The 14,709-nt window shown below is 35.8% G+C and carries 15 protein-coding genes; 10 read left to right on the forward strand and 5 right to left on the reverse strand.

Translation table 11 applies throughout. The features are described 5' to 3' along the window. Positions 1-4: 4 nt before the first annotated feature. From QXK50_00720 to QXK50_00740, 5 genes are all read right to left on the reverse strand, one after another. Positions 5-1,609 carry a hypothetical protein gene (locus tag QXK50_00720; protein MEM2007685.1) on the reverse strand — a complete coding sequence of 535 codons (1,605 nt, stop codon included), beginning with the start codon at positions 1,607-1,609 and terminating at the stop codon, positions 5-7. Beyond that, positions 1,584-2,756: a hypothetical protein gene (locus QXK50_00725; protein ID MEM2007686.1), complete on the reverse strand. Its 1,173-nt coding sequence runs from the start codon at positions 2,754-2,756 to the stop codon at positions 1,584-1,586. Before QXK50_00725 ends, QXK50_00720 begins: the two co-directional genes overlap by 26 nt. Further along, positions 2,753-3,745 (reverse strand): hypothetical protein, encoded by a 993-nt coding sequence (locus QXK50_00730; protein ID MEM2007687.1) that lies wholly within the window; start codon positions 3,743-3,745, stop codon positions 2,753-2,755. The genes QXK50_00725 and QXK50_00730 overlap by 4 nt, the downstream gene beginning before the upstream one ends. A 276-nt stretch (positions 3,746-4,021) precedes the next feature. Then, positions 4,022-4,285 (reverse strand): hypothetical protein, encoded by a 264-nt coding sequence (locus QXK50_00735; GenBank protein ID MEM2007688.1) that lies wholly within the window; start codon positions 4,283-4,285, stop codon positions 4,022-4,024. Further along, the gene (locus tag QXK50_00740; protein ID MEM2007689.1) at positions 4,278-4,817 is read right to left on the reverse strand and encodes a hypothetical protein; all 540 of its coding nucleotides are present in this window, start codon (positions 4,815-4,817) and stop codon (positions 4,278-4,280) included. Before QXK50_00740 ends, QXK50_00735 begins: the two co-directional genes overlap by 8 nt. A gap of 211 nt (positions 4,818-5,028) precedes the next feature. On the opposite strand from QXK50_00740, the gene QXK50_00745 reads away from it, so the two are divergent. The 10 genes from QXK50_00745 (at position 5,029) to QXK50_00790 (ending at position 14,647) form a co-directional block, all read left to right on the forward strand. Continuing rightward, on the forward strand, positions 5,029-5,982 hold the full coding sequence (locus tag QXK50_00745; GenBank protein ID MEM2007690.1) for a MoxR family ATPase: 954 nt from the start codon (positions 5,029-5,031) through the stop codon (positions 5,980-5,982). A 44-nt stretch (positions 5,983-6,026) separates the two neighbouring features. Then, complete coding sequence (locus QXK50_00750; GenBank protein MEM2007691.1) at positions 6,027-6,713, forward strand: hypothetical protein; 687 nt, start codon at positions 6,027-6,029, stop codon at positions 6,711-6,713. Between the two features lies 1 nt (position 6,714). Continuing rightward, positions 6,715-6,969, forward strand: coding sequence for a hypothetical protein (locus tag QXK50_00755; GenBank protein ID MEM2007692.1), 255 nt, complete (start codon positions 6,715-6,717; stop codon positions 6,967-6,969). A 73-nt stretch (positions 6,970-7,042) separates the two neighbouring features. Next, on the forward strand, positions 7,043-8,920 hold the full coding sequence (locus tag QXK50_00760; protein ID MEM2007693.1) for a hypothetical protein: 1,878 nt from the start codon (positions 7,043-7,045) through the stop codon (positions 8,918-8,920). Continuing rightward, entirely contained in the window at positions 8,910-9,809 is a 900-nt protein-coding gene (locus tag QXK50_00765) for a hypothetical protein (GenBank protein ID MEM2007694.1), read from the forward strand. The genes QXK50_00760 and QXK50_00765 overlap by 11 nt, the downstream gene beginning before the upstream one ends. Then, complete coding sequence (locus QXK50_00770) at positions 9,790-11,460, forward strand: DUF58 domain-containing protein (GenBank protein ID MEM2007695.1); 1,671 nt, start codon at positions 9,790-9,792, stop codon at positions 11,458-11,460. Before QXK50_00765 ends, QXK50_00770 begins: the two co-directional genes overlap by 20 nt. Before the next feature lie 13 nt (positions 11,461-11,473). Beyond that, positions 11,474-13,120, forward strand: a complete 1,647-nt coding sequence (locus QXK50_00775; GenBank protein ID MEM2007696.1) for an archaeosortase/exosortase family protein — start codon at positions 11,474-11,476, stop codon at positions 13,118-13,120. 30 nt (positions 13,121-13,150) lie between these two features. Continuing rightward, positions 13,151-13,609, forward strand: coding sequence for a hypothetical protein (locus QXK50_00780; GenBank protein MEM2007697.1), 459 nt, complete (start codon positions 13,151-13,153; stop codon positions 13,607-13,609). 16 nt (positions 13,610-13,625) lie between these two features. Next, positions 13,626-14,099, forward strand: a complete 474-nt coding sequence (locus tag QXK50_00785; protein MEM2007698.1) for a DUF1616 domain-containing protein — start codon at positions 13,626-13,628, stop codon at positions 14,097-14,099. Next, on the forward strand, positions 14,096-14,647 hold the full coding sequence (locus tag QXK50_00790) for a DUF1616 domain-containing protein (protein MEM2007699.1): 552 nt from the start codon (positions 14,096-14,098) through the stop codon (positions 14,645-14,647). The genes QXK50_00785 and QXK50_00790 overlap by 4 nt, the downstream gene beginning before the upstream one ends. Positions 14,648-14,709: the final 62 nt, after the last annotated feature.

Here is a 14,709-nt window from a genome sequence, read left to right on the forward strand (position 1 = left end):
GTCTCTACCTCATTAACAATCCTAATACTGTTCTACAATCATAAACTCTATTCAATGTATTAATATACATCACCAAACTCTTTATGTTGTGTATCGTTAGAGATATTACATATCCTTTATCGAAGTTATCTCTATAGAGAATAACTAGAGAATCTCTATAGCCTCTATTGGTGTAAAGGTAGTTGATTAGAGCAAGAGGATATACATATCTTCTGCTACCCATAAAGTAGAATACTTTAGCGTCTCCTAGAATCTTGGTGTTATCTATAGATGAGATATACATATAGTTTAAGCTATGTACTTCTGATTCTCTATAGATCCAGTAGAAAATAGTTCTATCTCTACCTAAAACAATGTTGCATACACTAATTACGTTCATCAACACAGTTATCGAAACTATGAAGAATATAAAGATCTTTAAAATACTGTTGCGAACTCTAGAGACAATGTATCCCATGAGAAACGAACTCATTAACGGAAGATAGTTTAGAATTCTGTGGAATATCTCCATAAGCTCTGGTCGACTGAAATATATATACATAATGTTTATAGAAAGTGCTGTAGCTATCCCCAAAATTAGAGCTCTACCTATATCCATTTCTTTAGGTAAGAAACAGAAAAGCGGTAGCGGTATGGCTAGAGGCACTATGTATGGAACAATATCGATTCTTTCAAAAGTTACTCCATAAGCCAGTGAATAGACAATGATAGCTACAGTCATGAATATGACTATAGAGGTTATAGAGAGGGTAGAGGTTTTTCCGATACCAAGTTGGATAACCAGGGCATAGCTTATATAGACAAATAATGTATAGAATACATATAGAGCTATGTCCTCAACAGCTATTCTATATCTAAAACCGTATCCACCGTAAATAAAATAGTAAAGAGCGAACGCTATTGCAAAAATACTTGAAGAAGATATAAGTAGTTTGAATCCTTTCCATATATCTTCTCGTTTCTTCGGCTTTTCTACGATATAGTAGATCATTACTATAATTATAGTGCTGATCATGAACTCTAGAGTTAGAAGCGATGTAAAGTGATGTGTAGTAGATATTGTTATGAAGAGAAGAAATAGAATAAAGTAAGTAGTGAAATCAATTCTTCTCCTCTCTATCGAGACAACCATAGTCAAAAGGATTAGATAGAGAAAAACATGGGCATAGACCTCTTTGAGTATAGATGACGAGAATAAGGCTAGAGATGGTGTAGATACATAGTACAACGTTATGGCAATAGCTATACCTTTACGAAGATTTACAGTATTCATTAAGAGGTATATAGAGAGGATCTGTATAGATGTTACAACTATCACATATAGGTAGCGATAGATTATCTCTACGTTTGTTCCAGTCACTAGCGAGTATATCGCTATAGATATAGGTAAACCTGGCCACCTATTGTTGTATCCATCAAAACGGTCATCCATCCATATACGTGCTTCAGGGTTCTCGACAATAGTTCTACTCACTTTTATCAAAGGCCATACATCTGTTGAAAAAGGTTGATTATAGACTGTTGTAGGAGTTACTCTAAGTATTACGGCAAAAACTATGGTTGCTAAAAGAGCTATAGATGCTCTATATAGTTTCTTCTCTATATCCATGTATCTTCACCATAGCAAGTCCAATGAGTGTGAAGAATAGTATGTATATTGATGTAGCTAGAAGGATATCCTTTGATATAGCTACCTTAAGTGGGTAACCTACTATTGTTAGAGAAATAATGTTTGAGAGCATTCTAGTGGCTATTAAAGATAGCTTTATTGATGTAGCTATAAATATGGCTAGAACTATGGCTAGAGATATCTTTATCTTGATACTAGATACACCTTGTTCATACAGTACCTCGAGATTATGGCTGTTTATTGTAGCAATTGATTGACCGATCATGTATAGACCTATAGACATTATGAAGGCTGTTGCAAAAGAGATGAGTATGTAGATATCTCTAGGTAAACCTAGTCTAGATACAAGCATTTCAGTCATATGCTCATATATATGAGGCCTGATTTCTCTACCAATATACTTTAAAGCTACAATAGCTCTTTCCATTAGAGACATTCTATCTCTATGTAGACCAAGTCTTTCAGCAAAAACTAGATAATCTTCTCTCGAGCTAAACACTACAACAGCCATAGATACATAGCCTCTAGCTACACCTCTGATAGATTGTGCCAAACTTATCGAGGATAAGAGTTCATAATTATAGGGGTATCCAGCATCTATTATCCCTGAGACTCTTAGGATAAGAGGTATAGACAAGAAAGGAGATGAAAGCACGATGATATCTCCAACACGTATGTTAAGCTCTTCAGCAATATTTTTGCCTACCCATATGCAGTAGAAACAATACTCATCTATATCTCTACCATCAATGATTCTATAGTCTGCAATAATCTTAAGATCTTTAGCCTCGATACCTCTAACAATTACAGCTCTAGAGTTATTGATGTAGACTATTGCCAGGATTTGGTAGAAAATATATTCAACATCTTGAGCATCTTTAAGCATGTTTTTGAGAACATCTGTAGATACGAGTGATGTGAAGGGAGCAAGAGCATAACTAGATACCACTACTACAGGTTTTTCTCTAAATACTTCAGGATATGCTATCTCTTCATAGATGTTGTACAGAGACTGTAGATAACCTAAAACAGTTAGTAGAACTGTTGATGTAATAAGTATGGACGTGAATACGAGAATACAGCTTTTAATGCTCACGAGTTTCAGTATCTCTACCATCCACATCAAAATCCATCACCAGTTCTTCCAATAATTATCGCTACAGACAAGGTTATGGTCAACAGATTTATTGTTATGGGTATCATCAACGAACTGAACGTAGGTAGAGAAATAGTAAACATGTACACACCTAGGAGCTTCAAGATCCATAGACCTATATGTAGAGCTACAACACCTACTGAAACACCATAGAGTATACCTATACATGCTATAGATAGGACAGCTAGATAGAAACATAGTTTCAGAGATATTCTGTCTAAACCCATATTGTAGAGCACTGTTACCTCATCTCTATATAGGTTCCATACCCTATCTATAGCCAGATACACAGCTATGAGGTAGGGAGCTACAGTAGCTATAGAAAGAAATCCTGCAATAGATTCTATACTTTTGCCAAGGTCTTCAACTATACTTCGTATTGCGTAGTTATGGTAGCTTCTACAGAAGTTAACAGTATGTCCATAACCGTCTATACCGCTTGTGATAGCTATGTAGCCTAGATATCCATTACCATCGTGTAGAGCTACAACAGTTCTATTGATACAGTAGCCCTCTATACATACAGCAATATCTGAACCTACATCGATGCCATAGAGTTCAGCTACACCTCGACCTATAGAGAGAAAATATTTGTAACCGTTTTTCATCTGCTTGGATATCCTGATACCCGTAATCTCTCTATATATATTGAGGTTGTCTATAGAATGCATCTGTATGGTGAAATTCTTATCTCTATACAAAATATCTAAATAGAGAACACGAATTACTGTACAATTGCTGTAAGAAGGCATATCCACGTAAACTGAGGACTGTCTACTGTAGAGATCTAGAACTAATTCAGTTTGCCTATACAGAGTGGCTATAGAGCTAGAGAGAACCGTTGCTATAGCTATCGGCAGCGATATGGAGATTACAAAAAGAATAAAGACTCTACTACGCAAGAAAATAGCTAGCAGTGCTAGGAACGTATGTATTAAGGCTCTAAGACTGTTACCCATAGTATCTAGCCAAATCCTCTGATACGATTACACTAAGGTATAGATCCGATAAATAAACTAAAATATCCTATAGCTACGAAACCATAAAACAACTCATACTAACACTGCTCTAGAGTGTTATGGAGAAAGAAGCAAAATTTGCGCAGAATCTTATTCGGGGGCAGTAGCAGTCATTATAGAGAACAGAGCTAACGAATTGAGAAAATAAGATGCAGTAGCGGTAATTCATGTATGTGTAATTCTTCCGCAGTAGCGCATCTATATCACCGTCCCACTCTAGCGATCTCTCTTCAACTCTTCATACGTCACTATACCTATGACTACAGCTAGTGCCGTAAGTATTAAGAAATAAGCCATTCCAGACCATGTATATATAGGTTTACTCCAGAGATAGAACGGTGAAGGAAAATACCATTCAAGAAATCTTTCACCAGCAACTTCAGCAACTAGGTTTATCCATATATAGTTGACTATGAGTATTACTATGTATAGTTCTAGTACTAGGAGTATCCAGAAAACAGATCCTCTGGCTCTACCCATGATGTTCACCCCTCCCTATTTTCGTTAAAGCTGTTCTGGCTATGAAGACGAGGGTTATTGTGAAGCTGAGGAAAGCTGTAAACATGTACATCGCATCTCCCCAGAGCAGATAGAAAGATGTATCAGGTTTTGGATTCACTTTATCGGCACCTTTTATGTTGGCTCTGAATATCTCGTACCAAATCCAGTTAGCGAGAAGAAGAACCGTGTACACAGTTACAGCCACCACGAACCTGGACTTCGGCATACCCAGCGCTTTAGCTAGAAGTACCGTGAAGACCAGTAGAACCGTGTAGGACGAGAACACTATAACGGATATAACCAGGTCTACCCAAAACCATGAAGGTGCATAAAATATGTAGAGAATTGATGGCACAGGTCTCTCTATATGAAGCCTCCAGTCTATATTGAGTTTATAGACTTCCCACCACCAAACACATGCCGAAATGGTGAGCATATGCGTAAACAAGGCTATGGATAGACCTATAAGGATATGCTTAGCACTAACACCACTAAAGGTATCGATTTTCATATCCTTAACCATAGTGTTTCTGTTTATGATCTAAATTAAGTTTAGAGGAATTATGCCTCTAGTGGTCGACTACATAGAATTGAATCAATAGCAAGTACTATACTTCACGGTATGTAGTGCACGTTATTTTGCTTAATAGTCTATCCGTAAGGTTCTTAAACTGGAATAAATATCTTCTAGGGATTGAGAGAAATCACCTAGGTGTTTATTTATGGATCTAGATAGAGCTTCAAAAATAACTAGTGAGATAATAAGGTCTATATCTAGAGTGATTGTGGGTAAGGCAATTCTATTGAAACATATACTAGCAACACTTATCGCTGGTGGTCATGTGCTTATAGAGGGTCCACCTGGAACAGCAAAAACTTTGATAACAAAGAGTATCGCTAGAGCTATTGGGGGTGTATTTACTCGTGTCCAAGGTAATCCAGATATATTGCCCACAGATCTAACTGGCTACTATATCTATGCTCTTGACGGAACCAGAAGATTTGTGAAAGGTCCTGTATTCACTAATATACTGATGTTTGATGAACTTAATAGAACTCCTACGCGTGTACAATCAGCTCTTCTTCAAGCTATGGCTGAACTCCAAGTTACTGTAGATGGTGTTGTACATGATCTTCCGAAACCGTTTCACGTTATAGCTACCGAGATCCCGATAGAAGAAGAGGTAGGTGTGTATCCTCTAGTTCTCACCCTTCGAGATAGATTTTGGATTAGATGTGTATCTCCATACAATCCTGTAGAGGAAGAAATGGAAATGGTTAAGAAAGCTGATCAGCTGTATATTGTAGATGCTTCTGGTGTAGATAAAGTTGTTAGCATAGAGGAATATGTAGAGCTACAAACCTTTGTTTCTAGAGGTATATACATAGATGAGAGAATAATCAGGTACATAGCCGACATAGCTAACTATATCAGAAACCACAAATACAACAAACTTGGGTTAAGTCACAGAGGATCTATATACCTCTATAGAGTAGCAAAAGCTTTAGCACTTATAGATAAAAGAGACTATGTTATTCCAGACGACATAAAGGAGATAGCTGTAGAAGTTCTCTCACACAGAATTATTTTATCTGAAGAAGCTGTAGCAGAAGGTGTGAAACCTGAAGACATAGTTAGAGAAGCTCTACAGAAAGTTGAGGTTCCTAAAGAATGAAGTCACAGCCCTATATATCGGTATGAGGCATAGAGATGTTCACTATGGAGAACAGATATATTATTATAGGCCTAGCTATTATCTCTATATCCTCTCTATTCATCGTCTATGGGGTACTGATCAGCAACGACAGAGTTATAGGAGTGTCGCTTTCCATACTAGTCGTAGGTGTCGTGTCAACAGCAGTTGGTACAACGTATAGAGAGCCATTAGAAGAAATGTTGGAGCACTATATCCATGATCTAAATCTATTCTATACATCAGTTCTAGAGGATACAGGTATTGTGGGTAGCCACAAGATCAAGTTATGTCTAGAGGATAGAGTTATAGTATTTTCAGAAAGGGTAATACCGTGTAGTAGAAACATATCGGTAGGTGTAAATATGCTTGATAGAGTTCCTTATATAGCTCTACCGATTACAAACATACTTGATTACATATCAAAAGTTGTTGGTGAATCTAGTGATGTGGTTGATGGATTTAGAAAGATATTCATAGATACCTCGTACCTGTGTAGAGAAGTAGCTATAACTAAGGAGAACGATACTATATCTATAGAGTTGAGTAAATTATCAGAAAAAGCTCTAGAGATGATGAAGACACCAATAAACATTATCAGAGTATATGTACTCACATTATTGGCACACCATTTTAAGAATGATATAGAGATAGTTGATGAAGTTATTACAGCTGAAAGCTATAAAATTATTGCGAAGATTTTAGGTGAATGATGTGAATAGAGTTATAGTAAGTCTAATTGTTTATGCTCTCCTTACATCAATACTAACGATATTTCTTGTACTTGTCGGAGAATCTAGACCAGATGCCTATCTATCTGTTGCTATACTGATTTACTTCATATTCACAGCTATAGATAATTCGATAAGAAGTAGAGCAAAAATGTTAGCTGTAGATATAGCGTTATTAACGGTGTTCACAGCTATGGTACTCTTTAGAGTACTGATAGTTTTAGAAGTAATACGGTGATGTACATAGTTCTCCGTATATACTTAAATAATTCATTAGCAAGCTTAAGCATAGAGGGTTGATTAAAATACAGATGAGATCTATAAAAAGAATAGCTAGGTATATCGCAATACCTTATACAGTTCTTCAGATAGCTCTACTTCTGACACACATTAGCTATATCTATACACAATCTATAGAATCTTTAAGCATAGATCCTGCTCCACTCTTTAAATTACTTCAAGATACTCTATACAGTGTATTGATTAACGAGTACGGAAAAGCTGAAGCTTTATGTGGAGAAGCGCTAGTATTATCTCTACCAACAGATATATATAGCATGCATAGAAAAACGTACACCACACTAATGAACATTATAGACATTCTTATCGATATAGAGGCAATGAAGTCAAAAGATTCGGTAAATAAAACAAATCTGCTAGCCGCTATATACAGACTTGAGATAGCCAGGTCAGATCTAGAAATTGCTGTAACAAACTATATCAACAAGCTTTCGAATATGTTCATAGATCAGGCATCTAGGTACATAATGACCAGAAACACTATGGATAGTGTAGCTAATCTGGACACAAAGTTGAGAACAATAATTATGGATCTCACTCAACTGTATCTACATGGTGAATATGGTGAAGAGCTGTATATACATATAGATTACCCAGATATTGTTGAAGGTGGTAGCAGGTATACTGTAAACATATCTATAGTTACTAGAGCTCTTGTAGAGAATATAAACTTGACACTGATATCCATATACGGAGGTGTTGTAAGTAGAGAGGTATCAGGGATAGTATCGGTAGATAGATCAATAGCTATAGAAATGATTGCACCATCAGCTGAAGAGCTTCTGGCTAGAGGTATAAATCCTTTAACAATTAAAGATGCTGTTTTAATGGTTATAGCTAGAGCATCAGTAGAGAATAAGACCATAGGTGGTCACAAATTAACTAATCTTTCAATTGTATATAGACGCCCAAACATACAGTTTTTAGTACCAAACTATGTTTACCCAGGTCAGGTGATAGAACTTCAAATAATATCTGGTGTTGATGCTCCTTTAAACCTCTCGATATATCTCGATAGAATATCTAGTGACACATTCATTACAAATACAACTATAGATATAGGGGAGAACAGGCTCTCTATAGAGATTCAGAATCTCTCTATAGGATACCACAAACTTATCTTCGTAACAGAAGCTGGAGGAAAATACGTACCTCTAGTACATAGCTCGGTTTTCGCTGTTGTTAAGCATAGGGTACCAGTTATCGCAGATGTCAGCAAATTTAGTATAATACCTTTGGCAAAACCCTTAATTAATCTGTATGTAGATTCACCAACTCTCTATAGTGTTAATATATATTTAGATGGTAAACTTGTAGCAAGCTACAGACATATAGATAAACCTAGATTCTCTATCTCTATAGATACACCTCCAACAATTCTTTTTTGGAGATACAGCATATATATCGAAGTTAAATCCGAGGATCCTAACTACATACCCACAGATGTTGAAGGATACATATACATAGTTAATCTACCAGTAACTACTCTAACAGTACTTGTGGTAGGAATAGCCTTGACATCACCTTCGAGCTCGAGATATATCGCTATATCGCTGAGAACTCTTGGTTCAGGTGTAAGAAGGGCTATCTCTAGATATAGTGGAGAGACAACTGTAATCGATATAGCTAGACCTAGATTCAGAAAAACTAAGTTAGGTGATCTCTATAGAGTCTTCATAGCTTTGATATCTAGATATATAGAACCTCCAAAAAGTTCGGAAACTCTTAGAGAGTTCTACACTAGATTTGATAGAACTGTTGTAAAACCTGTAAAGAGTTTTGTTAAAAAGTTTCTAGATATCTATGAAGAGGATCTATATTCAAATCACGATTTAGATGTATCTGAAGCCAAAAAAATTGTTAAAAGGTTAAAAGATCTTGAAGATTGATAGAGAAGCTCTACTGATCATAGTTCTGTCAATTCTAACAACATCAATATCTATAGTCATGAACATGTCTTCCACAACCCCCTATAGCCCATATAACACGTACGACGATGGATATTCAGAACTTCTATCTATTACAGATAGAGTTACCGTAATTAGGGGTCTCAAAAGTATTGAAAACAATTCTGTAGTATTTCTACCCATAGCCAGAGGTATGGATAGAGCTAGATATGAGTGGATTAAAGATATACTGAATAGAGGTAATACTGTGGTTATCCTCAATGAGGCTGGCTACATTAATGAGTTTATGGAGTTTATAGGTATAAGAGCTAGAATTGAGAAGACAAAAGTACTTGATGAGGTACATAAACTAGATTCAAGAGTGTACCCCCTGATAACCCTAGAGATCAACATCAATAATAGTGTGCATATGTATAGGGTAGCTATGTATAGTCCATCACATATAGTTATAAGTGATGTATCTAGTGCTTTTTCTACTAGAGGTACAACATCTGTATACGCTTATGCTGATATAGATGGTAATAACTATTATTCTCTAGGCGAAGAAATGGGGATGTATATAACGATATGTTCTTTTAAAGTAGGTAAAGGAGAGCTGTGGCTTATATCTGATCTAGATCTATTTAGTAACAAGCTGATCAATATAGAGAATGCGAATAACAGAAAGTTTCTAGAGACATTGGTGGAGTTCAGGAGAATGTATATAGTTATTGATTACCTGGAGTTAAGCCCTATAGACATTATCAAGTATAGCTATAACGTTATAGTTCCCCTAAATCTAACCAAGGATCATATCTCCATAGGATTATCTATATACATACTTCTTTTATCTATATTGGTAGTGATGCGTTATGCAGAAAGAAGAGGTTAAGCTTTATCAAGTTATAGACAGTTTTGTTGTGCTCTATGCTATAGTATCTATACTTTATCTCACATTTAATGTAGGCATAATCATCATATCTGTACCATTGGTACCTATAGCTATATTCCTGGTTTACAGAAGGTTCAGATATCTCCTACCTATCGCTATATATGTATCGTTAATTTTTATGTCTACGGTGAATCATCAAGGAGTCTACCTATCGCTTCCTCTAGCTATAGCTACACCCTTCGTGTTGAGAGCACCTGGTGCTGGAAAAAGAGGTCTACTAGGTCCTTCATCTGTTACTGTAGCTAGGTATTCTCTTGTATCGCTACTTGCGGTCTTTATATATCCTCAAGTATCTATACCTATAGTTGTCGTTATATTGTCCACCTTCGGCTATATCTTCTACAGCTATGTAATTCTTTCAAAATCTTACACTAAAATCTTAGCGCTATCGGATACAATTCCTGTAGACAGAAAAGCTTCTGTGACTATAGAAGTCTATACACCTATCAAATCATACGTGATTATCGATCATAGCTTCGGTAGTAACATATATGTTGTTAAAGGTAGATCGATAATACACCTTGAGTTTCCAGCTAAACATACCGGTAGAAATGTTGTAGATCTCTCTGTGTATGTTTTTGATGGACTGGGGTTTGCTGGTAGATATATAGCTAAATACTTTATAGAATACAAAGCTATTCCCATGGTTCAATATATTGTTGAAGCTGTGGAAAAAACATTCCTAGAGGTTCAAGATATAGAGAGTTTCTTATCCAATGTAGAAGTAGCTGTATACAGTTTAGATCTAGGAGCTATAGCAGTATCTATGAGTGGTAGAAAGGCTGTAGATATTATTCGTGAGTACATACATAGAGCTAGAGCACATCCCTATGCTCTAAGAATCGTTGAAAGATTTGCATCAGTTCTAGAAGAGTTATCGCATATGGTTGGTAGAGGTGATGATGTTTTTAGGAGAAGTAGATGGGGCGAGTATATGGGTGTTAGATACTATACCGCAGGAGATTCAATTAAACATATACACTGGAAGAAATCAATAAGCAGAGGCATCATGGTCGTTAAAGAATTTGGGTCGACGGTTTATGAGAAGATATACAATGTTGCTGAAGAAGGACTTGAACCTATTGTTATAACAGATCTGTATGCTTCTAGTGTTCTTGATCTCGACAGAATAGCGTTTAATTTAGTTAAACTCTGTTTAGATATATTCAAGAGGTCTCCTACAACTGGGTGTACAGTTATTCTCGTAGTAGGAGATATTGTGATAAGTCTGAGGGGAAGAGTAGTAGATATTCTGTATAGACTGTATCGTACATTCAAGGGACTATCTATACAAACTCTATTCAATTACACCTCGATACATAAAGTAGATGAAGGATATGTTGAAGAGATTCTCGAGATAGATAAAAAACCTAAGATATTCTCTATATACATTTTGAGCAACACTATGTATGCTGACAAACTTGCAGAAGTTATAATTAGAGAAGGATGTATACCACCAAAACCATTTACAGCTATATATAGTAGATCACTAGAGCTTAGATACGCTATAGCTAAATATATTCTCAGTAGATATGGATACATATATACACCTTTAGAGCTAGTTCCAGAAGTAGTTATGCGGAAGAAATAAAGGATAGAGACCTATGAATAGTGATAGACTCTACAAAATTGTTGTACTCATTCTTGTAGCTATAGCTCTAGCAGCAACACTCTATATAGCCTACAGAGACTACCTATATGTATACATAAGATTGATGCTTACAGAAGACTATAGCTATCTAGTTGTTGCACTACCTATAGCTGTAGGTGTTTTTCTGAAGGTGATATTAGATAGATTCAGTATTGAAGGTATAAACGTGTTTAGAGCTGTAACATCAGTTATGTTTCTATCGACAGCTATAACATTCTACGTAATTGGGGAAACGGTAACGGAAATGTATATTGAGCTAAAGACACTCTCTATAGTGTTTCTCTTATGGTCTTTTCTAGCTCTTTTTCTAAGATCTAGAAAATTGATGACAGGAATTCTATCAATGATGTTGCTACTAATACTCATACCAATACCTAGACCTATTGCGGATGGTCTATCATCTTTTCTCACAGAGATCGTAGCAAGAACTGCGGCTCATATCACATCCACAAAACTTACAGAATCTAATGGAATAATAGTGCTTATCACAAAAGATTCAACTGGAATAGAAAGATCGTTTGAGATAGCTCCAATATGCAGCGGTATAGTTTCGTTTCTATCAGTACTCTCTATAGCGCCATTGGTTATATACTTGTCCTCAAAATCTAGTACGTCTATCAGAAGGAAAGCTATGTATACTACCCTCTCTATTGTTTCTGCTATCCTCACAGTTTTTCTAGGGAATATCTCTAGACTTGTACTTATAATCTTAGTAACAAGGACTATAGGTTTTGAGGAAGCTCTAAAGTTTTTCCATTACACACCATCTATTCTGTATGTAGCTATAGCTACGGCTTTATCGCTATACATAATCTCGAAAATATCTAAAGAGAAAGCTGTAGTGAAGCCCTATACAATTAGCTATATGAAGCCCTCTATAGCTTTCTCAGGATCCATAGCTCTTCTTCTATTCATAGCCATAGTGTTTAACGTACTAGCTCCAGCGGCTTCAACAGTAACTTTAGCACAAACAACACCTTCTGTGATTAGTTTACCCAAACTTCTAGAAAACCCCACTACTATTGTACTAAATTCCACAGACATATTTCTATTTAAAGATGTACCTGAACCCAGACTTGGAACAGCATTAGGTATACCGATAATAAGGAGTATAGCATTCATGTACAACAACACGATATTCTTAGGCTATATAGAGGTTGCTGATGTACCTACGAAATTCCATGGATGGTACGTATGTGTGACACTACAAGGATATAGAATTCATAGATCTTGGACAGAACTAGGTAATATCACGATAAACCATATGCTGATATCCAAATCAGGCAATATGATGCTACTTAGCTACGCAATCTACAGGTACATTCTTCAGGAAGGAACTACATACATAAGGTTATCAATAATGACACCAATATCTAATGAATATTCAGAACAGTTGCAGATGGCTAGAGACATTCTAGGTAATGTTAGATCTATTGAGATATCTAGATCGAGAACCACCTATGTACTAGATTTATCAATGATCATAACAAACACTAGTGTTGTCATAGGATTCATGCTTCTGATCCTACACTATCTTGGTAAATATCTACAAAAGCTATATATTCGTAGATCTCGTGAGGAAAAGGGTTTGAATCTGTAGATTCATTATATCGGTTTTGGTGAATGCATATTGTGTATAGATTCATCATTAATTAAGTTGAACAGTATGGTTATAGTACTAATGGTATTAGTTCTTGCTGTTTCTATCTCCAGTAGTTGTATCTCTATACACTCAGATAGCGGTATATTTGAAGAATTCTTGAAGCTCTATATCGAGGTAGCTGATCTAGCTAGAAAAGGTGTTGATGTTTCATATATTGTTTGTAAGCTTAAGGAGGTTCACGAAGCTATACAGAACAATAGAACAGAATATGCCAAGCTTTTGCTTTTAAACTTAAGCACAGAAGTTGAGTATCTTAGGGAAAGAGCACCCACTATCGTTATGTACAAGAATATCGCTAAAATGTCTATGGTTGTAGCTATAGCTTCTATACCCCTAATTCTCTATATAGTGTTTCCCAGATTGTACATCTATGTATGGTTTAAAGCTAGAAGAAAATGGGTGATTAAAACTGAATCTACTAGATGAAGAAGTTTTAGCAGTTATTCTAGCTATAACTGTTGTGGGTTCAGCTATAGCTATAGCACAGATATTGAGACCAGAGATAGTGGAACCGTTTCAAGCTCTTGGTATACTAAATGAGGAGATGAAGATAGGTGAGTATCCAACAAAAGTTTATCCAGGTCAGAATCTAGAGCTTTATGTATATGTATATAATCATAAAGCTTATCCAGCACTAGTGCAGGTAAGGTATAAGATAGGAAATAGAGAAACATTACCAACAAATACTTCACCAAGTTCTCAACCTACGATAAAGGTATATGAATTTCTTGTTGATGTTAAAGAGAATGTGACTAAGAAGGTGGAGATACCGATAACTATTGAGAGAAATACTGATGTAGATGAAATAGCGTTAATCTTTGAGCTATGGATATATGATATAGATAGAAAGGAATGGATGTACACAGGTATTTGGAACCATCTATACGTGAATATAGTTAAGGTGCAAATACCGTGAAGACCAGGTCATCGCAAAATAAGACGTTAGAAGAATATGTAGAAGAGCTATATGATAGAGCAAGAAGAGGGAGGTTCAATATTTTGAAGAACATCTATAACGATATAGCATCAGGTAAAATAGTTTTAATGGATCCAGCTCCCCCTAGAGATTTTGTAGAGTATTTATCAAGACCAGACTATACACTATGGTTATGGACAACAATAACATTAACAGCAACTACAATAATAACAGTTGTGTTATCACCTACTGTCTTATGGATAATATATCTGAGATATATCTTAGGATCTATATCTGTCCTCTTTCTACCTGGATACGTATTGATAGAGGCTCTGTATCCGAAAGAACAAGATCTTTCTTCACTAGAGAGACTAGCATTATCTATAGGGTTATCATTAGCAGTAGTTCCATTAATAGGTCTTCTATTGAACTATACGCCGTGGGGAATAAGACTAGAATCGGTATTGACATCGTTAACAATATTTATAGCAATAATGGCTATAGTAGCTAACTACAGAAAATATCAAATACTGAAGAAACGAGTTTGAGATAATATGTAATGATTTATTGTTTTATATTAATAAGGTTTGTTGTAAAAGCATGTAGATGT

Source organism: Ignisphaera sp., from assembly GCA_038831005.1.
In the GTDB taxonomy this organism is placed as follows: Archaea; Thermoproteota; Thermoprotei_A; order Sulfolobales; family Ignisphaeraceae; genus Ignisphaera.

Coding starts and splice junctions, on each gene's coding strand:
- QXK50_00720 (MEM2007685.1), bottom strand. CDS start 1,609: ATGGATATAGAGAAGAAACTATATAGAGCATCTATAGCTCTTTTAGCA.
- QXK50_00730 (MEM2007687.1), bottom strand. CDS start 3,745: ATGGGTAACAGTCTTAGAGCCTTAATACATACGTTCCTAGCACTGCTA.
- QXK50_00735 (MEM2007688.1), bottom strand. CDS start 4,285: ATGGGTAGAGCCAGAGGATCTGTTTTCTGGATACTCCTAGTACTAGAA.
- QXK50_00740 (MEM2007689.1), bottom strand. CDS start 4,817: ATGAAAATCGATACCTTTAGTGGTGTTAGTGCTAAGCATATCCTTATA.
- QXK50_00745 (MEM2007690.1), top strand. CDS start 5,029: ATGGATCTAGATAGAGCTTCAAAAATAACTAGTGAGATAATAAGGTCT.
- QXK50_00750 (MEM2007691.1), top strand. CDS start 6,027: ATGGAGAACAGATATATTATTATAGGCCTAGCTATTATCTCTATATCC.
- QXK50_00760 (MEM2007693.1), top strand. CDS start 7,043: ATGAGATCTATAAAAAGAATAGCTAGGTATATCGCAATACCTTATACA.
- QXK50_00770 (MEM2007695.1), top strand. CDS start 9,790: ATGCAGAAAGAAGAGGTTAAGCTTTATCAAGTTATAGACAGTTTTGTT.
- QXK50_00775 (MEM2007696.1), top strand. CDS start 11,474: ATGAATAGTGATAGACTCTACAAAATTGTTGTACTCATTCTTGTAGCT.